This is a genomic window from Chryseobacterium sp. IHB B 17019 (assembly GCF_001456155.1).
Taxonomy (GTDB): domain Bacteria; phylum Bacteroidota; class Bacteroidia; order Flavobacteriales; family Weeksellaceae; genus Chryseobacterium.
In genome coordinates, this window is record NZ_CP013293.1 from 2,228,298 (window position 1) to 2,252,411 (window position 24,114).

Sequence of the window (24,114 nt, forward strand, 5' to 3'; positions counted from 1 at the left end):
TACTAATTCCTGCTGTTTTATTTTCTTTGTTAATTGCTTTTCAGACGGGTTTTAACGTCGATAATTTTGGATTAGGTTTTTTATTACTATTTCCTCTTTTCCATTATTTTATTTACGAATTGAGATTAAAAAACGAATATTATTTTTATGCGAATTTTGGGTTTTCCAGGCTCTTTCTTTGGATTTTGACGTTATCTTTAAGTTTGATTATAAATATCATGACCAAGTTTTTATGAGTAAATTACATATTGACAGTGTTACGAAATCTTATGGTTCAAAGAAAATTTTGCAGGATATTTATTTAAGCTGTGAAACAGGAAAAGTTGTTGGATTACTGGGGAGGAATGGAACAGGAAAATCGACTCTTTTAAAAATTATTTTCGGAACAGAAAAAGGCGATACACAATTCATTAAAGTTGATGATACAATTTTTCAAAACCAGATGGACAGAAAAGGGAAAATTTCCTATTTGTCTCAGAATTTTTTTCTTCCAAAAGGCATTAAGATTAAAAATTTAATTCCGCTTTTTTGTGATAAGGAAAATGCTGATCGAGTTTTTGAATTAGATTTAATTAAACCATTCCTTCATAAAAGTTCAAGAAATCTTTCCGGTGGTGAAAAGAAAATCGTTGAAATTTTATTGATCATTTATTCAGATGCTAAATTTATTTTACTGGATGAACCGTTTAACAGTCTTTCTCCTAAAATGACAACCGAAGTACAGAAAATAATTAAGCAACAATCAAAATATAAAGGAATTATGATTTCCGACCATCGTTACCAGGAAGTTATGGATATTTCAGACGAAATTTATTTGCTTTCCGATACTTATTTAAAACAAATCAAAGATTTTAAAGAATTGCAACAGTATAATTATCTGCCGAAAAGCATTTAATTTATATATTTGAACTGTCAAAAAAATTTCATGATGATTTCCGTAAACAAAGCATTTTATTTATCAGTTTTCATTCTTTTTTCTATGGCTTTTGCGAAGGGGCAGAATAAAGTTCCTTTCGGTGTTGTAAAGGCAGAAGAAGGCTATGCAATGGTTCGTGTACACAAAGAAGATTACCGAAAAATCATTGATAAAATCCGTATGAAAACGGGGGATGTTTTTGTTTATGTAAAACCTGCTCCGGGAGAAACGGAATGGATATGGATCAAATATCCTGAAAAAGACGATACGGAAAAACCTTTCGTGAGATACGACAGCATTACAAAAGAAGGAATGGTGAATAAAAACCGTGTGGTTTTTGTGGATCAGCTTCCCCATTTTACGCCTTCAAAATCCAAGAACGGAAAGTCATTAATTTTCACGGATGATACCAATCCGAAAATCCCAGGAAACCAGAGGACCAAAGTGATCATCGATGTTTATCCTTCTTATGCAAAAATTAAAAAACAGGAAAAAGATGCCGATGGAAACATCACTAAACTGGATAAAATAAAACCTTGGGGAATCGGTAAAGAGCTTCCTGAAGACTTAACCGAAATTAAATCCGTAAGAGTGCAGCAACCGGGAAGAGGTTCTGTTTTTGTAAGAGATGCGATTAAAAATATGTTCCAGCCAACGATGAATTTCGATAATGTTGGGGTTACAGCCATCGATAATGATCATATTTTTCTATACATGATCAACGGATACGGAGAAAACCGATATACCACCATTTGGACTATCAAACAGGGGAAAGTGGAAAGCCAAATCATTTTTAAAAATCCGGAATAATTCACCAAATAATCACTATTTTTACACCCGAAAAGTTATTTCTTTTGGCTTATAGCCTCTTGCCTATAGCTTTTGGAAACTGGTTTTGCTTAGCCGCAAATTAAAAGGGAATCGTGTGAAAATCACGAACTGTCGCGCAACTGTAAGTAACCGAAGTCTTTATTAAAAATCCACTGTGCAAGGCATGGGAAGGAAATAAGATGTTACAAGTCAGGAGACCTGCCTTTTTCTTTATACAAAAACTTTCGCGATTTGAAGTTTATTGATCTAATGGATGCTCAGAGATTCTGTCTCTGTTATCTTCTGTTGTTTTAATAGGTTTCATTTCGTTTTAATTAATAATGAAATATGACTACAGAAGAAAGAATTGAAGCATCGGAAACCAGAATTTTTAAAGCCGTTTTCCCCAACACAACCAATCATTACGACACCCTTTTTGGAGGTACAGCCATGCAGCTGATGGATGAAGTGGCCTTTATTGCAGCCACAAGATTTGCAAGAAAACGCGTGGTAACCGTAAACAGCGATAAGATTGATTTTAAAAAGCCTATTCCTGCCGGAACGATTGTTGAATTAATCGGAAGGGTTGTTCATGTGGGAACCACGAGTATGAAAGTGAATGTGGAAATCTACACCGAACAGATGTATTCCTATGAAAGGGAAAGAGCTATTGTCGGGGATTTTACTTTTGTGGCGATCGATGAGTTTAAGAAGCCGATTTCGATATTATAAAAGGTTTCGGCGGCCTTCGGCCGCCGAAACCTTATTTCAAAACTTTTTCAGTTTCCAAATTTTTAAGCATTAAAAAATGAAAAGCCTCTCCCATTTCATCTGACGCTCTGGTGATCGCATTTTCAAGCATTCCTCTTACCTGCTTTTCCGTAACGCCGGCTTCCGTCCAGCTTTTTCCTGAGGTGTGGGAGTTTAGAATGAAAGGCATAATCCTGTCGATGGCGCAGGCAAAAATGGCATCGGGAGTTTGCTCTTCTTCAAATTCCAGCCAGAGATTGAAGAATTCTGAACGTAAAGGTTCGTCCAAAATTCCAAAGATATTTTGAGCAGATTGTTTTTCTCTTTCAAACTTTCCAACCATTGCAGCTTCATCAAACAAAAACGTATCGCCCGCTTCAATCTCAACAAGATCGTGAATGGAAAGCATCCTGATAACTCTTAATAAATCAATATCTGCCCTATTTTTCGCATAAGGAAAAAGAATTTGAGCTAAAATAATAATCTGCCATGAGTGTTCGGCCGTGTTTTCCCTCCTGGAATCATCTGCATTGTAGTTCCTTCTCTGTACGTTTTTCAGCGCATCTACTGCAAGGATAAAATCAATCTCTTTTTGTATTTTCATTAATTTTCCAAATATTTATAGGTTTCAGCGGGATATTTTTTTGAAGTTTCTGCCCACTTGTTATTAACTTTCCGACCAGTTGTTACTTTTACATATTTTTTATCTTCTGAGTTTTCTATTACTTCCACAGACTTTTCAAGCTGTTTTTTAGAATTGATTACATATGTTGTCGTTTGGTGAACGCAGCAACCTGATTTTGAAAATGTTGTTATATTTTTTTTCTTGCTGTTTACCTTAAAATCTACAGCCTGCGAAAGAATCTGTGAAAAATTCTGATCTTTCTTGAACATTTTATTTGACGGCTGATAAAGGTAGATATCATATGAAGCAGCTCCATAAGCACCATTAAGACCATTTTGTACCGCAACATCTTCTTGCCCATCAAAATTAAAATCATTTACTAAAACAGCAATATCATAAATAATCTTTCCGTTAGAATCAAAACTTAAGCTAAGTTCTTCAGATTTAAATGACTGGATTGTTTTCTTTGTTTTTTTATCTATTAGTTTAATAGTTCCGGGACCATCGCAGCTTTCTTTGTTACAGTTTTGAGAAGTAATACTTATGTTATACTTTTTAGAAGCAGTTGTAATATCAAATTGTTTTTGTGCATAATACAAAGGTGTGGCAAGTAAAAAAGCCGCAAGGATTTTAAAGTTTTTCATCATTTGTTTTTAAATATTATATAGCAACTGGATTTACAATTATTATGCCGGGATGAAAGATTATTCCTTATAATATACGTCTATTGGGTATTCTTTAATATTTGTAGTCCATTTATCATCAATAAACTCTTTTTTAGTCACCTTCACTGTTTCGCCACCGGTGGCATCTTCTTCCAGTTCATAGACTTTAAACAATCCTCTTTGCGGAAGCACTGTATATTCTGTTGTTAAATGCCAGCAACATCCTGATTTTGAATAGGTAATTAATCTTTTACGTGCTGAATCCGTGTTGAACATTCCTAAATTTTCATGAGCCAATTGTGTCAGCTCTTCACTTGGAACAAATTGTTTTTTAGTTATATTAAATACATAAACATCGTAAGAAGGGCCTCCGTAACCACTTTCATTGCCGTTTCTGATGGCGATATCTTCGGTTCCGTCAAAATTAAAATCATCAAAAATCACCGGACTTTGCTCATTATACAATTGAATAATGTTTGCGGTTGGCTTCTGGTCTTCATTTAAATAGAAGTTTAAATTATCTGAAGTTAAGGTTTGTAATTTTTTAGAACTTTTCTTATCAAATAATTCTACGTTCGCTTTTCCGCTGCATTCATTGTTTTCACAGGTTTCAACATTGATTTTGACATCATAATGCTGTGAGGCATCTTTTAATTCAAATTGATTTTGCGCTGAATAAAGGCTTCCAACCAAAATGATGGACAATAATAATTTATAATTCATCTTTAAAGTGTTTTACTTGGAAATTTCAATTGATTTTCCAATAAAATTAGATTCAAAAGTACGAAAATTTAAAATTTTTGACCTGATTTTAACCTAAACTAAATTCAAAATAAAATTCATTTAAAATTTATTATATTGATTTTCAATTAATTAAACAATTTATTTAAAAAATTCCACTACTTTGTATTGCATATTACCATTTTAATTACATATCTTTGTAATGTAAAATCGGAATAGGTTCAACTAGCTAGGAACCAGACACCGAAAATTATATAACTAATTAACAAAACTTATTAAAGATGAATACTGAAAATACCAAAGCGCAAATGCGAAAAGGAATTCTGGAATTCTGTATTTTAAGTCTCATCAATCATCGTGAAATGTATGTTTCCGACTTAATAGATGAACTGAAAAAAGGAAAACTGGATGTAGTAGAAGGAACACTCTACCCTCTTTTAACAAGATTAAAAAACGGCGAGTTCCTTTCTTACAGATGGGAAGAATCTACTGGAGGACCACCAAGAAAATATTATCAGATCACAGAAAAAGGTAAATTATTCTTAGATGAACTTCAAAATACCTGGAACGAATTAACAGATTCAGTCAACCAAATTACTCAAAAACAATAAAAAACAAAGCTATGAACAAGACACTCTCAATAGGACTCGCAGGTTTTTCTTTTACGATAGAGGAACACGCATATATAAAGCTCAGCGATTACCTGAATGCTCTGAGAAGCTCTCTGGATGCTTCAGAAGCTGATGAGGTAATGCATGACATAGAAATCAGAATGGTAGAAATCTTCAGAGATTCTTTAGGAAAACGTGAAGTGATCAACGATACGGATGTAGAAAAAGTAATCGCACAGATCGGTTCTCCTGAAAAAATCGAAGAACAGGAAGAAGCTTATTATTCTGAAAAAAATACCAAGAAAACATATACTTCAGGAACTGAATATACAGACAAAAAACAGTTGTTCCGTGATCCTGAAAGACAAAAGATCGCAGGTGTTTGTGCTGGTTTGGCTCACTATGTAGGAATGGATATTACGGCGATGAGAGCAATCTGGTTAGGAGTTTTCGTATTAGGAATCTTTACAGCAGCCATTTCTTCTTCATTAATAGTATTGCTTTATATCATCCTTTGGATCGTATTACCAAAAGCAGAAACTGCAGCAGATTTCCTGAAAATGAAGGGAAAGCCTATGAACTTCGACAATCTTAAGAATGAGTCTAATAAATTGGTGCAATTTGCCAATGAATCTACTCAGAGGGTCGGAGAAATGTATATCGAAAGCAAGCCATACATCAACAACGCCGGGAGCGGAATCTGGAATGTAGTGAGGTATATTTTGGGCGGTATTTTTGCCATCATGTCTTTCTCTTGTTTGATCGGTGTATTTGTAATCTTCGGATTCATGGGAAATAACGACTTTCCGCCAATCAGCCAGATGGACTTTTATTTTGACAATGACGGAATGAAATATGTTATCATGGCGATGATTATTTTAGGAAGTTTAATTCCTGCCATGTTATTCGGGTTGTTAAGTATTAAATTAATTTCTCCAAAAACAAAACTGAGAAATACAGGCTGGGTAATCGGAGCTTTAATCCTTGCATTAATCGTAATCTCAACATATTTCGGGGTAAGCATGGCGAAAAAAGAGATGTTCCTGAAAGGTCACAAAGAAGATACGGAAGAGATTTCTATCAACACCACTTCAGACAGCTTATATGTAGATATTAAGCAGGTAGCTGTTCCACAGAACTTTATCGGGTACGAAGATGATCTTTATTCTGACAAATCTTCAGTGTACGAAAAAGATTGGGTACATATAGAAGTTACAAGAAAGGCTGACGTTAAAACTCCTTATTTAATTATTAAAAAAGAGGCTAAAGGATACAACCTTCCATTGAATGTAAATGTTCCGGTAGAGGTTGTAGGCAACAAAATTATCCTTCCTAATTATATTAAATATCCTTACGAGCACAGATTCAGAGATTACAGTATCGATTATGAATTGGTAATTCCTTCAAAATCTGTAGTAATTCCGGTAAAAAAAGACGGAATTGATTTCAACGGAGATTTGAACGGAGACGGAATCAATGACGACGATCAGGAAAGAGACGAGCACGGAAATATTAAGATCGAAAAAAATAAGATCACGGTAAACGGCTCTACCATTGAGTACAGCTCAGATAATAAAGACAGTGACAGTATTATCATCAACGGTAAAAAAGTTCCTAGCAATCAGGCAGATCAGGTAATTGACTCTATGAAAAACAGCATCAAAAAAATGAAAGGCGGCAAAGTAGATATCAAAGTAAACGAGGATAAAAACGAAATTTCCATACAAACTAAATAATTAACTTCAGAGAGTGGCAGAAGGTGTGAATGTAGAACTCAACCGTTTGAAATTCACACTCTTCTTCTCTCAGAATGAACAAAAAAAGAATAAATATTTGTTTATTATGTTAATAAAAAAGTTTACATTTGTATAGATAAAAAATTAATAACCAACACTCAAAAAATATTTAATATCATGGTACAACTAGCATTAGAAATTGCAATGAAAATCGTGGATTTAATCAGCGGTTTGTTTTAAGAGCGATAATATTTCAATATATTTGTAAAGTATAACCACTTTGGTTATACTTTTTTGTTTTTAATTCAAATTTATATGAGAAAGCTGATTGGCAAACTGTTGTTAAAATTATTAGGCTGGAAAGTCGTGTTACAAGGCGATGTAAACAGCCTGGACAGATGTATTCTCGTTGTTGCACCACACACGCACAACATGGAATATCTGTTGGGGAACCTTGCCTATTGGTCTTTGAAAAAGCCATTGAAAATTATCATTAAAGACGCTCATACAAAAGCCTGGTACGGCGGTATTGTAAAAGGGCTGGGCGGAATTGGGATCGACAGAACTCAAAAGAATGATCTTGTAAATTTTGTAGCAAAACAATTTGAAAAAGACAATTTTAGCCTGGTTATCACTCCGGAAGGCACAAGAAGCTGGGTTCCGAAATGGAGAAAAGGCTTTTATCATATGGCATTAGCCGCAAAAGTGCCGATCGTTTTGGCCGCCGGTGATTTCAAAAGAAATATCATCTACTTAGGCTACACCATTCCTTACGAAAGAATTGCTTCGGTTCCGTTTGCAGAAATTATGCAGGAAATTCAGGATTATTATATTAAAAATGATATTGTCCCGAAAGTTCCGGAAAACTGGAACCCGAATATTATGGGGGAATGATTTTTAAAGTTAGAAGTTAGAAGTTTAGCAAAATTATTTAGTATTTATGATAGGTCAGACGAAAGAAGAAATATTAGCATTTTTGAACAATTGGGGCGGAGAAGTTACTTTAGCCAAAACGTTGGAAATAAAATTTATTGATATCGATTTGGAAAACGAAACTTTAACGGCAACAATGCCTGTTGGTCCTAAGGTTCATCAGCCTTTTGGGATTTTACATGGCGGTGCAAGCTGTGTTTTAGCAGAAACAATGGGTTCAAGCCTGTCTAATTTATTTATTGACGGCGAAAAGTATTACGGAGTCGGGACCAATATTAATTCCAATCATTTGAGAAGCAAAAAAGACGGAATCGTAACTGCTGTTGCAAGATTTATAAGAAAAGGAAAATCAATGCACGTTTCTGAAATTGAGATCCGTGATGAAAAAGATCAGCTTATTAATCATACGACAATGACAAATAATATTATTAATAAATAAGTTTAAAAGTCTACTTAGCTGATTTATAATGATTTATTTCAAATTTCCATTCAACGAAAAACTATATTCAACAGACGAAAATTTCAATGAGAATTCTGTAAATTTTCATTCGTTTGATGGCTTAAGCAGTATTAATTTTAATGGAAAAATTGTAGAAATACATCCTGAAAACTTTGACAAGACAATAATTTCATGCGAATCTTTACCACCTGACAACAACCAATCCGTTCCTGAAACTAAAGAAGAATATTTAAAGAATCTTGAAAAAGTTATCGAGGTTATTAAAGAAAACCAACTTCCAAAACTGGTATATTCAAGAAGAAAAATTTTCACTGATTTTAATATAATTGATTTAAAAGAAAGTTTTAAAAATCTTTGTAATTCTTATCCAAATGCCTTCCGGTATATCTTCATAAACGGCGAAAATGCCTGGATGGGCGCTTTTTCAGAAGTATTAGGGAAATTTAATACAACCACTCACGAATTTGAAACCATGAGCCTGGCCGGAACACTTCCGATCTCAGAGAATTGGTCCGAAAAAGAAATTGAAGAACAAAAACCCGTTTCAGCTTATATCAGAAATATTCTAAAAAAATACTCTGAAAACATTGATGAATCTGAGACTTACGATCATATTTCAGGGAATATAAAACATTTAAGAACTGATTTTAAAGCAAAAATAAAACACGAGGATCTAGACAATATTATTCAGGAATTACACCCTACTCCTGCCGTTTGTGGTATTCCAAAGGATTTTTGTAAGGAAAAGATTAAAAATATAGAAAAATTTCCTCGTGAACTCTACGCCGGTTATATTAAAATTAAAACCGAAGAAACGGTTCAGTTTTTTGTGAATCTTCGATGTTCAAAACTGTATCGAAATTCCGTACATGCCTTTGTAGGTGGTGGAATTACCGCTCAAAGCAATCCCGAAAAAGAATGGAGAGAAACAGAATTGAAGTCTGAGGCTGTTTTGAAAAACCTAGTGATTTTATAAAAAAATAAGACTGAAATTTCTGTGGTGACTAAAGCTCTCGAAATCACCATTACTATAACTATGGCTTCGAGAACCTAGCCACTTTTAAAACAAAAAATCCCTTTCAAAACTGAAAGAGATTTATATAATAATGTAAGATTACAATTATTTCTTCACTCCGATTTTACTCCAGGTATTCATTACAAACACAATAATCAAGCCGATTACAGCCGAAGCAATTGAAAATACAAACTTCAGATTATCTTCAGATAATATATCTGATTGCCAGTCGATAGCGTAAAGATTGATCGCAATAAAAACGATAAACAGTATTAAAAATACTTTATAAAACTTCTGCATAATTCTTAAAAATTAATATAAGTCTGCACCAATTGTGCAAAATTTGCGGTGAATAATTTAATTGAAATTGCCAACAGGATAATTCCGAAAACTTTCTGTAAAATAGCCAATGTGGCATCACCCATTTTCTTCTCCAGCCAGGTAGCAGATTTCAACACCAAATATACGAAAATTGTATTGAGAATGATTCCGAAAATGATATTAATATCATGAAATTCAGCTTTAAGGGATAAGGTTGTCGTTAAAGTTCCCGCTCCCGCAACCAATGGAAAAGCAATAGGAACGATAGATGCAGATCTTGCTTCTGAGGTTTTATTAATCTCAATTCCTAAAATCATTTCCAAGGCAATAATGAAAATTACAAATGCCCCGGCAATTGCGAAAGAATTCACATCAACCCCTATGAACTTTAGCATCTTATCTCCCACAAAAAGAAAAACAAGCATTATTAAACACGCTGTAATGGATGCTCTTCCTGCCTCGATCTGCCCAAATTTCTGTTGAAGCCTCACAACAATAGGAATAGAACCAATGATGTCGATCACTGCGAAAAGAACCATAAAACAGGTAATAATCTCTTTTATAGAAAAATCATTAAAAATTTCCATCTCTTTGTAATTAAAAATTTCGCAAAAATATGAAAATAAATTGGTTATTTGCTAATTTGGGAATATAAATTAACAATCTCTTTAAGAAGCGCCTCAATTCCTTCCTTAGATTTTACGGGTGCATACTTCTCAATCTGAATTCTTTGGGAAAGATTTCTATACTCTTCAGCCGTTGCAGAGCCTTTATAGTTTTCCAGAAATTTTCTAAAGTCTTCTACAGAGCTTTGGAAATACTGATTTCTAACTTCAGAATCCAACTCATCAACAACTTCGAAGAACTTCTGATAATCCTCATTGTCTTTAAGATTTTCTAAATAGCTGAAATAATCATTGATATCAGTTTTTAATTTTTCGCGGATTTCTTCTTCCGTTTCAGCGATGGAACCTAAGGGTTTTGCAGGTACGGTTTCTTTAATTAATTTACGCTTTTTTTGCCAAGTCTTAAATAAAAGATAAGCTATAAATAATCCTATTAAAATACCGATATTGGTTAAAAGTATATTCCAATGGAATTTATTCTTTTCTTTTACTTTAAATGAGGTAGTTTTTAAAACTGGTGTATTTACCGTTTCTAGAAAATTATTGGTGTATTCGTTTACTTTTTCTACTGTTGTACGGGATTCAAGAATTTGCTCATGAGAAAAGGCATTTACAGACAGACTCTGCTGTCCAAGATCTACATATTCTTTACTTGAAGGATCAAAAAAGGCAAACTCTTCCGTTTTTATTACTATTTCACCCGCTTTTTTCGGAATTATGATGTAATTGGCTAAAATCTCACCTTTCATTCCTGTAAGTCCAATACTAACTTTGGGAGTAATTTTTGGAGCAAAAACCTCATAATCAGGAGACGCAGCAATTTTAGGCAGCTCCATGTCCTTAAGATTTCCTTCGCCGCTTACTTTTACAACAACATTCATCGGCTTTGTAACCTCAGCTTTTTCTTTTGAAGCGTTGTAAACACTTACATTAAAATTCCCGACAGCATTTTTAAAATATTCCGGAGAACCTTCCGGAAGTTTTTTAACGTTGATTTTTACTTTATTGGAAACAATCTTATTTTTATTAGAATAGGAATGCACGGATGCCGAAACGCCCGGAACTTCAATAAATCCGGCTTCATTCGGAAACACCATGAATACTGCTAAAATTTGTGAAGCCATACTTCCATAATCGGAAGGATCGATCTCAGATTTCGCAAAACTTACAGGGTAAACATTCAGGTTGTCCTGCTCAGGCAGATGTATATTTTTCACCTTTCTGAAGTTATCCATATTTTTAGAATATACTTTCAGAACAGCGATTGTGGGCTGATCCTGGTATACATCACGATCTTCAATCTCCATATTCAGGTAAACATCCTTTGAGGCATTATTGGCAACAGGCTTTTTTTCTATATCCTTTATAAAGATGTCGAACGGTTCCGTCTTGTAAATTTTATTATTGATCGTTACAAGGAATGACCCAACTTTTACTTTACCCTTTTGTTTAGGTTCAAGAGCAAGCCTTGTTATGGACTGAGAAATTACGGTATTGGTGGCGGGATCTACATATCCGTTGCTCACGGAACCCGTTCCGATTATGTTAAATTTGGAAAAATCAGGTAATCGTAATGGAGTTTGCTGATTATAATCGCCATCCATTTCAAGAACAATGGTAAGGTTGATAATGTCTTTTCCATTGTAGCTTGTTTTATCAGGAGTTACAGAAATATTTACCTGTCCGTAAGAAATTACGGAAGTAAAAAGGAATAATATGTAAATAATTCTGCTCTGCATCACCAATCTTTCTCGTTGCTTTCGGGCATCGAATAAGAATTCTTGTTTAAGATTCTTCTGGCGGTTTCTTTTTCTTTATCGTTTACTTTATCGAGTATCTGATTTTCCAGATCTTTAGGCATTTTACCTTCATCATTTTGGTTTTTGCCGGGATCATTTCCCTGGCCTTTTCCTTGATTTTGCTGGCCTTGTCCCTGATCTTGCTTTTGATCTTTAGGGTTTCCTTTTTGATCATCATTTTGTTGCTGGTCTTTACCACCGCCTCCTTTACCTGAGTTATTCTGCTGGTTTTTCTTTTGTTGTTTTTCTTTTTCTTTCAGCTTGGCAATTTCATAGTTTTTTCTTGTTGCCTCACTGTAAGGGTTTTGTTTAAGGGATTGCTTATAAAAATCCGCGGCCTTTTCGGGCTGGTTCATCTGCATATAAGCGTTCCCAAGGTTATGAAGAGCCGCTGCCTTATCCGGTAGTGTCTGAGAAAGTTTCTGCGCTTTTTCAAACTCAGCTTTTGCCTCTTCATATTTTTTGCTTTTATACAAAGCATTTCCTAAATTATAGTGCGCCGCAAAATCTTTTCCGTTTGCTTTTATCGCTTCCATGTATTTAGAAGACGCCCCATCATAGTTTTTACCGTTGAATTTTTCATTGCCTTCATAGACAAGAGTCCTGTAGCTTTTTTGGCCAAACAGAAATCCCGAAAACGTAAAAGCAGTTATAAACGATAAAAAAAAGATTTTAGTATTCATTATGTGCAAAATTATTCCTTTATATGTTAATAAACAGGTCCTTATTTGTTAAAGTTGGGTTAAAGTATTGATCAGAAAGTTGAAGGCAAAAATTTGAATATTAAACGTTAAAATCTCTTTTAGGATTAAAAATATAAATTAGAAAAAAGAAAAATATAGACACTGCTAAAAAATATTGATAATAATGATTAGCATTTTGAGATTTTACCAATGTTTCGGATGATCCCATTTTTTTGCTTAATGCATCCATAATTCTGTCGGGTGCTTCATTGATATTATTCCCGTCTATATAGGATCCGCCTGTAGATTGCGCAATTTTTTTCAAAGCTTCTGTTTGCCGTTTGGAAATTACTGTTTGCCCGTTAATATCAGTTTTATAGCCCATTAATTGTCCAAAAACATACTCCGGAACAGGTGCTCCTTCTTCAGTCCCGATTCCTACGGAAGTCACCATGATCCCTTCGCGGTTGGCCAATTTTATAGCTGCATCATCATTTCCTTCGTTGTCTTCACCATCACTCAGCAGTACAACTTTTCGGGCATCTTTGCTTATATTTTTAAACTTATCAGCAGCACTCTTCATTCCATTTAAAAAATCGGTCCCCTGGATTTGCATGGTATTGGTTTCGATACCACTGATATATGTTTCCGCAGAATTATAATCTGTCGTCAAAGGCATAATAGATGTTGCCTGTCCCGCAAAAATTACGATCCCCACCTTATCACTTTTCATTTTCTGCATTGTTTGGATCATTAGATTTTTCGCTTCTGTAAGACGGCTCGGATTAATGTCTTCCGCATTCATGGAATTGGAAACATCCAGCATAAAAATAACATTATTCAACCTTTGGTTTGATTTAATTTCCTCGGAACCGCTCAACAAATCAATAATTGAAAAAATTAAAAATAATGTAGCTATTAAATATAATGCCGGGAAAAATTTCGTAAAACCAGATCTTTTTTCAAATAAATTTTCGTGAAACTGGCTATCTGCAAAAATTTCTCTTTTCTGTTTTTTCCATTTTAAATATCGGATCAAAAAGAAAGCTAACAGCGGCAAAAGCAACAGTAACAACAAATACCAATAATTTCCTAAATACCAATCCATTAACTTAAAATTTTATACAATACCCATCTCAATGATGCATCCAAAAAGAGCATTCCCAACGCAATCCAAAGGAAAATTTTAAAATACTCCTGATAATTATATAATTTGGAAACTTTTACATCAGTTTTCTCTAATTGGTTAATTTCATCATATACTTCTTCCAGGCTGCTGTTTGATGTCGCCCTGAAATAGGTTCCACCCGTCATTTGGGCCACTTCCTTCAATACGGGCTCATCAATTTTCACTTCCGCTTCCGTGAAAACCAAATCTCCGAAAATATCCGTTTGAGTAGGCATCAGAGCATATCCATTGGTTCCAATGCCAATGGAATAAACTTTAATATTATTATTTTTTGCCAATTCTGCAGCAATCGCAGGAGGCATCGCGTTTTCAATCGTGTTGACACCATCCGTCATTAAGATGATGATTTTGCTCTTTGCCTTACTATTTTTCAGGTGATTCACCGCAACGGAAAGCCCTTCTCCAATAGCCGTTCCCGGTTGTAACTCTAAAGGATTTAAATTTTGCAATTCATCGATAACAACCTGATGATCAGATGTCACAGGAACTTTCGTAAAAGCTTCCCCGGAATAGGTCACCAAACCTATCCGGTCATTCGGTCTTTTTTCGACAAATTTTATGGCAATATCTTTTAAGGCCGTTAAACGATCCGGTGTTAAATCTTTTGCCAACATACTCAAAGAAACATCCACAGAAAGCATGATATCAATCCCCTTTGTATCGTCTCTGTCTTGAGAAACGGTAAAAGTTCTTGGTCTTGCCATTGCAATAATCAACGCTGAGAGGATGATATATTTTGAAATTTTCAGGAAAAACATCACGGCCTGAATTCCACCGCTGTCACCCATATTTTTAACGGTCGGGACTTTGATTCCTTTCCTTTTCTGCCTGCTTGCATCCCTGAATAAAAGTGGGATGAACAGCAGAAAAAGTGCTAAAAACCACGGACTATAAAATTCAAAATTAAACATCCTTTCTCAAGTTTTCAAATTCCAAATCTTTTGATGATCTTTTCACAAATTCCCTGATATCAGCAAAATCTTTTTCCATAGTCTGCTGATCCGGAAAAGTTTTCGCGAATTTCACCAAATCACCTCTCAAAAATACATCTTCCACTACTCTTTCATTTTCTTGGGAAATGGTATTATTTTTCTTTATTAAATCAATCAAATCATCCGTCAACAGTACATCTGCCGGCAAACGGTATTGTTTTGTGATAAATTTTCGTGAAATATCTATTAATTCAACATAAAATGAACGATAATTCCCACTTTCCACATATTTTTTCTTTTTAAGAGAATCGAGCTCTTTCAATGTATGATTCGTTGCGACGACAGGTGAATCTTTCGGTTTCCTGCCCCATTTTATAAATATTATAATCGCAATAATTAAAGCAATCAAAGCAATCGCAGCCAGAACATACCATTTATAAAGTTCCCAGTAATCCTTCACATCAAGCTTGACATCTTTATTGTTCATAATGTCATTGATCTGATCAGTTTTCTGGGCCGTATTAATGACGTCGATTTCGTAAGGAATTGTTTTTAAAACCCTTTGTCCTACCTTGAATTCAAGTTCAGGAATAGTGAATTTTCCCTCCTCAAAAACTGCAAATTCAATTCTTCGATAATAGACATCCTGAGTTTGCGCGATACTGTCTTTTACTTCCTCAAAATGAAAAGGCAGCAGTTCGTTTTCGGGAGCCGCGGAAACTTTCTCGTTACGAAGATTATTAATCGTCACAACAATATGATTCACTTCTCCCAAAGCAATGGTTTTCTTCTCAACACTGGAAGAAAGGATCTGTGAAAAAGCATTTGCACAGAGTAAAAAACAAAATATAAATAGTAGTTTTTTCAATTTTAATTAATCATTCAAAGGTTTAAAGTTCAAAATTTAAAGTTGTCACTAATTTCTAACCTCTAATATCTAACTTCTTAATTTATTTCTTCTGAAAATAATTATACAACAATCTCGAATAATCCGAACCTGTATTAATATTCATAAAGCTCGCCGAACTGTTGGCAAAATCCTCTTCCAAAGCCCTTAGTTTCTTCTTCTGAGCCTCTGCAAAAGTATATCTCCATCTTGCGCTGGAGGTGTTAGCCCACACTTGTTTCCCGGTCTCCGCATCATATAATAAGGTGTAGCCTACGTCCGGAATTTCATTATCTTTTTCATCGAAAATCCTCATTCCCAATAACTGATGTTTTTTGGACGCTACCCTCAACATTTTAGAATCATATTCGTCCTCAAAATCCGAGAATAGAAAAACCAACGATTTTCTTTTAAAAATCCCCATCATATATTCCATCGCTTTGTCGATTTTCGATTCTGCGGGGACGTAATCTGCCGTCAAAATATTACTGATAATCGAAAGAATATGTTTTCTTCCTTTTTGTGGCGGAATTACTTTATACACTTTATCAGCAAACAAAATCAGTCCTACTTTATCATTATTTCCCGCTGCTGAAAAGCCCAAACTTGCGGCAATTTCTGCAACATATTCTCTTTTCAGCTGATTTTTTGTTCCGTAATCCATAGATGCTGAAATATCCACCAGTAACATCATTATCAGCTCCCTTTCCTCCTCCATTACTTTCACGAATGGCTCACGGAAACGGGCGGTTTTATTCCAGTCGATCCTTCGGATTTCATCCCCAAACTGATATGGCCGAACCTCCGAAAAAGTCATTCCCTGACCTTTAAAAGCACTGTGATATTGCCCCATCAAAGTAGCTTCCGACTTCTTACGGGTACGGATTTCTATTTGCTTGACTTTTTTTACAATATCTTTTATTTTCATTTAGGTAACAGGTTTTAGATTATAGTTAGCAGGAAACTCATAACTTATAATTTATAATTTAAAACTCTATAGACACATTAAACCATTCATCATCGAATTTCAGGTTGTATTTTTTGTAGAAATTAATGGCTGGCTCATTCCAATTCAAAACCTGAAGAACCATTCCGCTGTAATGGTTTGATTTTCCATGTTCCAGCGTTGCTTCAAACAGTTTTTTTCCGATTTGTTTTCCTCTTAAATTTTCCGTCACCACCAAATCTTCCAGGTATAATCTCCTGCCTTTCCAGGTTGAATATCTGTCGTAATACAACGAAATTCCTACAATTTCTCCATTAAATTCAGCTACAAAAGCTCCCCAAACCGGAGATTTTCCGAAGCCGTCTTCGATAAATTGTTCTAAGGTTAAGGTAACTTCATGCAAAGCCTTTTCATAATCTGCCAGTTCTTTGATCAATTCCAGCATTGGAGCGCAATCTTCCTGAACTGCCCTTCTGATTAACACCTCACTCATTATGGAGCCTGAATTTTGGCTAAAATTCTATTGATGATTTCTTCTGATGAAATTTCTTCCGCTTCTGCTTCGAAAGTTAACCCAATTCTGTGTCTTAATACATCTTTCGCTAAAGATTTTACATCTTCAGGAATTACAAAAGCTCTTCCCTTCAGGAATGCGTATGCTCTGGAAGCAATAGCAAGGTTGATCGAAGCTCTAGGAGAAGCTCCGAAACTGATATAATTTTTAAGTTCCGAAAGACCATAATTTTCAGGATAACGAGTCGCAAAAACCATATCCAGAATATATTTTTCAATCTTTTCGTCAAGGTAAATCTGATTGATTAATTCTTTGGCATCAACAATATCCTGCAAAGAAATCACAGGTTTAATGTCAGGTTGGTGCGAAGTGGAAACCATTCTCATTACCGTTCTTTCATCCTCAAAATTAGGATAATCGATCGTACATTTCAACATAAAACGGTCACTCTGGGCTTCTGGTAAAAGATAGGTTCCCTCCTGATCAATAGGGTTTTGTGTTGCCAATACCAAAAACGGTTTTGGAAGCTTCATGGTTTCATCACCAATTGTCACTTGCTTTTCCTGCATAACCTCCAACAGAGCCGACTGCACTTTTGCCGGTGCACGGTTGATCTCATCCGCCAATACAAAGTTTGCGAAAACAGGACCTTTTTTTATTGAAAAATCATTGTCTTTAATATTGAAAATCATCGTTCCAACCACATCTGCAGGAAGCAAATCCGGGGTAAACTGAATTCTCGAAAAATCACCGTGAACAGCTTCTGCCAATGTTTTAATCGCCAACGTTTTTGCTAATCCGGGAACACCTTCCAAAAGAACATGTCCATTTCCCAAAAGCCCCACCAAAAGGCGATCTATCATATACTCCTGACCAATAATAACTTTGTTGATTTCCTGTCTCAGAAGAGAAAATAAGTAGTTTTTTTCCTTTACTTTTTCCGTCAACTGACGAATATCTTCGGCTTGATATGTATCTGACATAGTCTAATTTAAAATAATTGGTAAATTTCTAATAAATACTTGCATTAATCAACACAATTAATGCCATATTTGAGTTAAAGTTTGTTAAATATTCCCGCATTAATGCAGGATTCAGAATACTTGAAACCTTAAAACATAATATGATTATGTATATTTTTCATAAAAATATATAAAATTTACTTTAATCCGGCATTTAAAAATTGTCATTTACAGTTTATTACCCTATTTTTGGTGATTAAAAATTTTGCAAAATGAATTATCATTTTCAAGCTCACAGACAGGTAAGAAAGAACCTTTTAGATATTTTACAGAATACTTCCCACGAAGACCTTTTGTTGATTCCGGACGGTTTTAACAATAATATTTACTGGAATATCGCGCATACCGTTGCCACTCAGCAGCTTTTGCATTATTACCTAAGCGGAAATCCTTTCAGAATTGATAAATACTGGATTGAAACTTATAAAAAAGGAACTTTACCGAACTTAAATGTTCAGAAATCTGAAGTGGAAGATCTTGAGTTTTTATTAACGGAAACTTCGAAGATTTTAATGAAAGACTATGACAGCGATTTTTTTTCGGATTATACGCCTTATACTACAAGCTTTGGAATGGATCTGAAAAGCATTCAGGATGCAATAATTTTCAATAATATGCATGAAAGTCTGCATTACGGCTATGCAATGTCTCAGAAAAGAGCAATTTTAGGAGAAAAAGGAAGATAGTTGAAAGTGAATTTTGCTGCGCAAGTCAAAAGGTAATTATGAATTTTTTACCATATAAATTGACTTCTAAAGTAAATTGACATTTAACAATTACTATTTAAAATAATAAAATGACAGATAAAAAAGACGATTTTATTTTCGGGCTGCGTCCCGTGATTGAAGCAATTGAAGCGGGAAAAACGATTGACAAGGTCTTTGTGCAAAATGCATTGCAAGGCCCAATTTATGCTGAACTGAAAACAATTTTAGCTAAAAATAAAATCCGTCCCAATTACGTTCCTATTGAAAAGCTGAACCGTTTTACAAGGAAAAACCATCAGGGTGTTGTGGCATTCATTTCGGATGTTCCGTTTCATAGAGTGGAAGATATTGTTCCTCAGTTATTTGAAGAAGGAAAAACTCCTTTTTTGTTGATTTTGGACAGACTGACAGATGTAAGAAATTTCGGAGCAATCTGCAGAACCGCAGAATGTGTTGGAATTGACGCTGTTATTATTCCAGAAAAAGGCGGTGCACCTATAAATTCTGATGCTATAAAAACTTCAGCAGGAGCACTTTACAATATTAAAATCTGTAAGGAACCGAATCTGGCTCACGTTGTAGATTATCTTCAACAAAGCGGAATATCAGTGTTTGCAGCGACTGAAAAGGCTCAGAAAATGATTTATGACGTCAATTTTACAGAACCTTGCGCTGTTGTAATGGGAAATGAGGAAACGGGTATTTCAAAAGAAGTCATGCATCATGCAGACGAAAAAATAAAGCTTCCTATTGAAGGAAAAACACAATCATTAAATGTTTCTGTTGCTTGCGGCGCAATTCTATATGAAGCTGTAAGACAGAAGATTATGAAAATTAATTAATTCGATAACATTAAAATTTAAACAATGAAAAATATAGCAGCATTAGCGCTATTAACATCTATAGCTCTTGTATCTTGTAAAAAAGAAACTACAAAAATCACAAAAATAGACCCGAAAACGGGAAAAACGATCACGGTAGAAGTTCCGGCTGATTCTGTAGCGAAAGTAGAAGCAAACCCTGCGATTAAAGATTCGGCGGGGATTTATACTCAAACTTTTAAATTGGAAAAAGGAAAAACATATCCTTTGACAACGTATCAGAGAGATACAAAAACAATGACCGACCCGAAAGGTAAAACACTGAACGGAACGAGTGAATCTACAGACGAAATGTCTTTCACAGTGAATGATGTTAAAGGAAATGTTTATGATATTACTTTAAATTTAATTGCTAAAAGAAATTCTCAGTCTGCGGACGGAAAAACAATCGTTGTAGATACCAAACTGCCGATTCCTAAAGAAGACGACCTGAAAATGATCTGGAACATCAACAAAGCATTGACAGGAAATAAGTTAAATATGAAAATGGACACCAAAGGAAATGTAATTTCGATTACAGGATTTGATGCCGTTTATACTAAAGTTTCCAACGCTGTTGGTACAATTGTGAAAGATGCCAACCAAAAAGCAAGTGTTGTAGCGAGCCTTAAAGAATCTTTTAATGAAAAAGTTTTGAAAGATCAATTCAATAAAAATCTAACGATTATTCCTAAAAAAGGGGTAAAAATCGGAGAAAAATGGTCAAGCAGTGAAAATGCCGATCCTAATGGAAAAATTAAAGTTACCTCAAATTATACTTTAAAAAGTGTAGGAAATGGTATTGCTGAAATTTCTGTAACAGGAGGAATTCCTAAGAAAACAGAGAAACAGGCTCAAGGGCCAATTACTCATAGCATGAGCAGTGAACTGGCACAAAACGGAACCATTAAATTCGACCAAAATACAGGATGGATTACCAACCAGAATATTAAGGTTGTCACAACACAGATTGAAACAATTTCAGACGGAAAGCAATCCCAGTCTATGAAAAGTGTTTCCAATTCTTCTGTAATGGTGAATCCATCGGCAAAGTAAGGAGAAAAGGTTTTAGAGTTGGAGTGTCAGAGAGTTTATGAGTTAAAGGACAGGCAACTTTAAATCCTAAATTTTAAACAATTTAATTTATGAAATACATTTTTGAGTTCGTACTCGCAACGATTATCATCTATTTTGTGTGGAATATTTTGAAAAGAATTTTCTTTAAAAAATTCCATAGTTATTTGTTTGACAACAAGAGAAACAACAATAGACAGCCGCAGGACATACAAAACTCAAATAAGAACGATAAAAAAATCAAGTGGGACGCAGAAACCGTGGACTACGAAGAAATAAAAGAGACTAACGATAAAAGGTAAATAAAGACAATAACCATCAACATGGCGAAAAATAAAAACTTAATATATATTGCAATTTCATTAGTTGTATTTATAGTTTTAGCATTTTTATACTCTACTCCTGTTTTTACGGGAAAACAGCTTTTCCAGCATGATATCGTGCAGTATCGAGGTGGTGCAAAAGAACTTCTCGACTACAGAGCCGACACCGGAAAAGAAACATATTGGAGTGATTCCATGTTTGGAGGAATGCCTACTTACCAGATGGGAAGCCAGTTTAAGGGCGATATCATTAAAAAAATTGACAGTAACCTGAACTTCCTTCCAAGACCGGTCAACTATTTTTTCCTGCTTTTTGGCGGATTTTTCCTTTTAGGAATGGTTACGGTCAGAAACTGGAAATATGCCTTATTGGGAGCCACTTTCTTTGGTCTTTCCACCTATTTTTATATCGCCATTGCGGCCGGACATAATGGTAAAATTAATACCATTGAATATTTCGCGCCACTTTTAGCCGGGATTTTACTGGTCTATATCAGGAAGCAATACATTTGGGGGTTCATTGTCACAACCCTGTTTATGGGGCTTCAGATCGCGGCGAATCACCCACAGATGACGTATTACCTTTTCCTTGCATTAGGATTTTTATTCTTGTCTGAATTAATCCGGGCGATTCAAAAGAAAACACCAATGAAGCATTTTTTAATTTCTTCGGGAATTATTGCAGCTTCTTGTTTCATCGGAGTTGGAATGAATTCCCAGAGAATCATGGCGAATTCCGAATATATTAAAGAAACCGTTCGTGGAAAACAAATCTTAACGAACGACAGCCATACCGGGGGAAAATCCGGAATGGATAAAGAAAGCATGCTTCTTTGGAGCTACGGAAAACTGGAAACATTAAACCTTTTCATTCCAAGATTGATGGGCGGCGGAAGCCAGGAACCGGAAGGAAAGGAAATGATGGGTAAAATCCAGGAAATGGTGCAGGAAAATGTAAGCTCACAGGCCGAGTATGACAGAATTTCTAAAGGATTCGGAAACCTGACCTATTGGGGAGACCAACCGGGAACCTCAGGCCCTGCTTATCAGGGAGCAATTGTTTGTTTTTTAGCAGTTTTAGGTTTCTTTTTTGCCTGGAAAAAATACCGTTATTGGATCTTAGGAGCGTCAATTCTGACTGTTTTTCTGGCTTGGGGAAGTAATTTCATGGCACTTTCAGACTTTTTCATTGATTTTGTTCCGTTTTATAACAAATTCAGGGCACCCTCTTCTATTTTGGTCGTAGTTGAATTGTTATTTCCATTAATCGCTATTATAGGATTATACAGGTTCTTCACAGATTCTACATTAACGGAAGAATACAAAAAGAAAATTCTTCTTTATGTAAGTGGTGGAACGTTAGGTTTGGTATTAATTCTTCTTCTTTTCGGAAAATCATTATTAGGATTCCATACGGATAATGAAAAAACTTACCTTCCTCCTTTCCTGTTGGATTTTCTGGTGGATGAAAGATTTAAATTATTTAAAATTGATGCCATCAAAGCATTCATCTACGTTGCCATTGCTGCCGGAGTTTTATTTTTAAGTTTAAAGCAAAAATTAAATCAGAATATTGCTTTAATCATCATCGGAGCTGTAAGCTTATTTGATCTTTGGACAGTAAACAAGCGTTATTTAAACGATGAAAATTATGTTGACAAAATCTTTGCTGAAAACCCTTTCCAAACTGAAAGTTCAGATCTTATGGCTGAAAAAGTTCAGGGAAATCCAAATCTGGAATCCATTTTAGCAAATGTAAATGTTAACAAAACCCTTGAAACAATCGCAGAAAGAGATAAGACACACTATAGAATTTTCAACAATATTTTAGGTACATTCAGCGAAACGAATACTTCTTATTTTAAATCTTCAATCGGAGGTTATCACGCCGTAAAATTGAGAAGATATGACGACGTCATCAACGAGTATTTCCAGACTATGGATTCTGTAAAAGTTCCAAAAATCCTTAATCTTTTGAATGCAAAATATTGGGTTGTTGGCGGACCGGAGCAGCCTCAGGCGATCCCGAATCCTAAAGCAAACGGAAATGCATGGTTTGTAAGTGATTTGCAGTTTGTAGACTCTCCGAATCAAGAAATTAAAGCAATCGGAGAAATTGACAGTAAAAAAACAGCCGTAATTGCTTCTTCTGATAAAAAATATTTTGACGGAAAACCTGTTCAGGCAGATTCTACAGCATTCATTAATTTGACTAAATATCAACCTAACGAAATAGAATTCAGATCCCAATCCAAAACTCCGCAATTGGCTGTATTCTCAGAGATTTATTATCCTCACGGATGGAAAATGTTCATTGATGAAAAAGAAGTACCTTACATCAAAGCAGATTACTTGCTGCGTGCAGTACATGTTCCTGCAGGAAGCCATCGTGTAAGAATGGTGTTTGAACCGGAAGTGATTGAAAAAGGAAAATGGATTTCACTTATTTGCTTCGGGTTGTTTATTTTGCTGAGTGGTTTCGGGATGTATTTTGTTTACCGCAAAAGAGACAAAAGAAAAACTGAAAATATTTAGTGATTCAAAAGTTTGAAAAAGATTTATGATTATTACTCAAAAATATATTACAGACCTTACCTATCGAATTAACGGAGCTTGTATTGAAGTTCATAAAATTTTGGGATCTGGTTTGGCAGAAATTGTTTATCATAAAGCGTTAGAAAAAGAATTCAAATTAAGAAATATTGAATATAAATCTGAGTTTCAGATTCCCGTTATTTATAAGGATGAATATTTAAATTGTGATTTTAAATGTGACTTTTTGGTTGAAAATTTAATCGTTTTAGAAATTAAATCCATTACATCCGTTTTAGACATTCATAAATATCAAATTCTCAACTATATGAATCTACAATCTACTAAAGGTTCCGAAGGGAATTCTTGTAAATTTTAATGTAAAAAACCTTTATCATTTTGGACAAGAAACCTTTATCAATAAATATTTTGAGCAAT

The 24,114-nt window shown here is 34.8% G+C and carries 27 protein-coding genes and 1 riboswitch; of the genes, 14 read left to right on the top strand and 13 right to left on the bottom strand.

The window, feature by feature from the left end:
• Nucleotides 1–232 precede the first annotated feature (232 nt).
• The 3 genes from ATE47_RS10260 (at nucleotide 233) to ATE47_RS10270 (ending at nucleotide 2,458) form a co-directional block, all read left to right on the top strand.
• Nucleotides 233–895: an ATP-binding cassette domain-containing protein gene (locus tag ATE47_RS10260; protein WP_062161885.1), complete on the top strand. Its 663-nt coding sequence runs from the start codon at nucleotides 233–235 to the stop codon at nucleotides 893–895.
• A 30-nt stretch (nucleotides 896–925) separates the two neighbouring features.
• Nucleotides 926–1,726 (top strand): hypothetical protein, encoded by an 801-nt coding sequence (locus tag ATE47_RS10265; protein ID WP_062161886.1) that lies wholly within the window; start codon nucleotides 926–928, stop codon nucleotides 1,724–1,726.
• A gap of 63 nt (nucleotides 1,727–1,789) precedes the next feature.
• Nucleotides 1,790–1,967: riboswitch (cobalamin riboswitch) on the top strand.
• A 107-nt stretch (nucleotides 1,968–2,074) separates the two neighbouring features.
• Nucleotides 2,075–2,458 carry an acyl-CoA thioesterase gene (locus ATE47_RS10270; protein WP_062161887.1) on the top strand — a complete coding sequence of 128 codons (384 nt, stop codon included), beginning with the start codon at nucleotides 2,075–2,077 and terminating at the stop codon, nucleotides 2,456–2,458.
• 31 nt (nucleotides 2,459–2,489) lie between these two features.
• Here ATE47_RS10270 and ATE47_RS10275 read toward each other — a convergent pair whose 3' ends face one another.
• Genes ATE47_RS10275 through ATE47_RS10285 form a run of 3 tightly spaced genes read right to left on the bottom strand, consistent with a single transcriptional unit; the run spans nucleotide 2,490 to nucleotide 4,489 of the window.
• A complete protein-coding gene (locus ATE47_RS10275; RefSeq protein ID WP_062161888.1) occupies nucleotides 2,490–3,080 on the bottom strand; it encodes an HD domain-containing protein in 591 nt (196 codons plus the stop codon).
• A complete protein-coding gene (locus ATE47_RS10280; protein WP_062161889.1) occupies nucleotides 3,080–3,748 on the bottom strand; it encodes an XAC2610-related protein in 669 nt (222 codons plus the stop codon). Before ATE47_RS10280 ends, ATE47_RS10275 begins: the two co-directional genes overlap by 1 nt.
• 57 nt (nucleotides 3,749–3,805) lie before the next feature.
• Nucleotides 3,806–4,489 (bottom strand): XAC2610-related protein, encoded by a 684-nt coding sequence (locus ATE47_RS10285; protein WP_062161890.1) that lies wholly within the window; start codon nucleotides 4,487–4,489, stop codon nucleotides 3,806–3,808.
• 299 nt (nucleotides 4,490–4,788) lie between these two features.
• On the opposite strand from ATE47_RS10285, the gene ATE47_RS10290 reads away from it, so the two are divergent.
• The 5 genes from ATE47_RS10290 to ATE47_RS10310 all read left to right on the top strand — a co-directional run bounded on the left by ATE47_RS10290 (nucleotide 4,789) and on the right by ATE47_RS10310 (nucleotide 9,223).
• The gene (locus ATE47_RS10290) at nucleotides 4,789–5,118 is read left to right on the top strand and encodes a PadR family transcriptional regulator (protein ID WP_062161891.1); all 330 of its coding nucleotides are present in this window, start codon (nucleotides 4,789–4,791) and stop codon (nucleotides 5,116–5,118) included.
• Between the two features lie 11 nt (nucleotides 5,119–5,129).
• Entirely contained in the window at nucleotides 5,130–6,854 is a 1,725-nt protein-coding gene (locus tag ATE47_RS10295; protein WP_062161892.1) for a PspC domain-containing protein, read from the top strand.
• 315 nt (nucleotides 6,855–7,169) lie between these two features.
• Entirely contained in the window at nucleotides 7,170–7,748 is a 579-nt protein-coding gene (locus tag ATE47_RS10300) for a 1-acyl-sn-glycerol-3-phosphate acyltransferase (protein ID WP_062161893.1), read from the top strand.
• Between the two features lie 46 nt (nucleotides 7,749–7,794).
• Complete coding sequence (locus tag ATE47_RS10305; protein WP_062161894.1) at nucleotides 7,795–8,226, top strand: PaaI family thioesterase; 432 nt, start codon at nucleotides 7,795–7,797, stop codon at nucleotides 8,224–8,226.
• 28 nt (nucleotides 8,227–8,254) lie between these two features.
• Nucleotides 8,255–9,223 (top strand): chorismate-binding protein, encoded by a 969-nt coding sequence (locus tag ATE47_RS10310; RefSeq protein ID WP_062161895.1) that lies wholly within the window; start codon nucleotides 8,255–8,257, stop codon nucleotides 9,221–9,223.
• 144 nt (nucleotides 9,224–9,367) lie between these two features.
• Here the strand turns inward: ATE47_RS10310 and ATE47_RS10315 are convergent, their stop codons facing one another.
• From ATE47_RS10315 to ATE47_RS10360, 10 genes are all read right to left on the bottom strand, one after another.
• On the bottom strand, nucleotides 9,368–9,562 hold the full coding sequence (locus ATE47_RS10315; protein WP_062161896.1) for a hypothetical protein: 195 nt from the start codon (nucleotides 9,560–9,562) through the stop codon (nucleotides 9,368–9,370).
• A 5-nt stretch (nucleotides 9,563–9,567) separates the two neighbouring features.
• On the bottom strand, nucleotides 9,568–10,170 hold the full coding sequence (locus ATE47_RS10320; protein ID WP_062161897.1) for a MarC family protein: 603 nt from the start codon (nucleotides 10,168–10,170) through the stop codon (nucleotides 9,568–9,570).
• Between the two features lie 44 nt (nucleotides 10,171–10,214).
• Complete coding sequence (locus ATE47_RS10325; protein ID WP_062161898.1) at nucleotides 10,215–11,948, bottom strand: BatD family protein; 1,734 nt, start codon at nucleotides 11,946–11,948, stop codon at nucleotides 10,215–10,217.
• Complete coding sequence (locus tag ATE47_RS10330; RefSeq protein WP_062161899.1) at nucleotides 11,948–12,691, bottom strand: tetratricopeptide repeat protein; 744 nt, start codon at nucleotides 12,689–12,691, stop codon at nucleotides 11,948–11,950. The genes ATE47_RS10325 and ATE47_RS10330 overlap by 1 nt, the downstream gene beginning before the upstream one ends.
• Before the next feature lie 100 nt (nucleotides 12,692–12,791).
• Nucleotides 12,792–13,799: a vWA domain-containing protein gene (locus tag ATE47_RS10335; RefSeq protein ID WP_062161900.1), complete on the bottom strand. Its 1,008-nt coding sequence runs from the start codon at nucleotides 13,797–13,799 to the stop codon at nucleotides 12,792–12,794.
• Nucleotides 13,799–14,791 carry a VWA domain-containing protein gene (locus ATE47_RS10340; RefSeq protein ID WP_062161901.1) on the bottom strand — a complete coding sequence of 331 codons (993 nt, stop codon included), beginning with the start codon at nucleotides 14,789–14,791 and terminating at the stop codon, nucleotides 13,799–13,801. Before ATE47_RS10340 ends, ATE47_RS10335 begins: the two co-directional genes overlap by 1 nt.
• Nucleotides 14,784–15,680 carry a BatD family protein gene (locus tag ATE47_RS10345; protein WP_062161902.1) on the bottom strand — a complete coding sequence of 299 codons (897 nt, stop codon included), beginning with the start codon at nucleotides 15,678–15,680 and terminating at the stop codon, nucleotides 14,784–14,786. The genes ATE47_RS10340 and ATE47_RS10345 overlap by 8 nt, the downstream gene beginning before the upstream one ends.
• A gap of 82 nt (nucleotides 15,681–15,762) precedes the next feature.
• Nucleotides 15,763–16,626, bottom strand: a complete 864-nt coding sequence (locus ATE47_RS10350) for a DUF58 domain-containing protein (protein WP_062161903.1) — start codon at nucleotides 16,624–16,626, stop codon at nucleotides 15,763–15,765.
• Between the two features lie 58 nt (nucleotides 16,627–16,684).
• Nucleotides 16,685–17,137, bottom strand: coding sequence for a GNAT family N-acetyltransferase (locus ATE47_RS10355; RefSeq protein WP_062161904.1), 453 nt, complete (start codon nucleotides 17,135–17,137; stop codon nucleotides 16,685–16,687).
• The gene (locus ATE47_RS10360) at nucleotides 17,137–18,141 is read right to left on the bottom strand and encodes an AAA family ATPase (RefSeq protein ID WP_062161905.1); all 1,005 of its coding nucleotides are present in this window, start codon (nucleotides 18,139–18,141) and stop codon (nucleotides 17,137–17,139) included. Before ATE47_RS10360 ends, ATE47_RS10355 begins: the two co-directional genes overlap by 1 nt.
• Nucleotides 18,142–18,392: 251 nt before the next feature.
• Between ATE47_RS10360 and ATE47_RS10365 the strand changes: the two genes are divergently transcribed.
• From ATE47_RS10365 to ATE47_RS10390, 6 genes are all read left to right on the top strand, one after another.
• A complete protein-coding gene (locus tag ATE47_RS10365) occupies nucleotides 18,393–18,866 on the top strand; it encodes a DinB family protein (RefSeq protein ID WP_062161906.1) in 474 nt (157 codons plus the stop codon).
• Nucleotides 18,867–18,976: 110 nt separating this feature from the next.
• Nucleotides 18,977–19,729, top strand: coding sequence for a 23S rRNA (guanosine(2251)-2'-O)-methyltransferase RlmB (rlmB, locus tag ATE47_RS10370; RefSeq protein ID WP_062161907.1), 753 nt, complete (start codon nucleotides 18,977–18,979; stop codon nucleotides 19,727–19,729).
• 24 nt (nucleotides 19,730–19,753) lie between these two features.
• Nucleotides 19,754–20,803: a DUF6263 family protein gene (locus ATE47_RS10375; protein ID WP_062161908.1), complete on the top strand. Its 1,050-nt coding sequence runs from the start codon at nucleotides 19,754–19,756 to the stop codon at nucleotides 20,801–20,803.
• 89 nt (nucleotides 20,804–20,892) lie between these two features.
• Nucleotides 20,893–21,123 carry a hypothetical protein gene (locus ATE47_RS10380; protein ID WP_062161909.1) on the top strand — a complete coding sequence of 77 codons (231 nt, stop codon included), beginning with the start codon at nucleotides 20,893–20,895 and terminating at the stop codon, nucleotides 21,121–21,123.
• 21 nt (nucleotides 21,124–21,144) lie between these two features.
• Entirely contained in the window at nucleotides 21,145–23,679 is a 2,535-nt protein-coding gene (locus tag ATE47_RS10385) for a hypothetical protein (protein ID WP_185097083.1), read from the top strand.
• A 25-nt stretch (nucleotides 23,680–23,704) separates the two neighbouring features.
• A complete protein-coding gene (locus ATE47_RS10390; protein WP_228376264.1) occupies nucleotides 23,705–24,055 on the top strand; it encodes a GxxExxY protein in 351 nt (116 codons plus the stop codon).
• The last annotated feature ends 59 nt before the right edge of the window (nucleotides 24,056–24,114 follow it).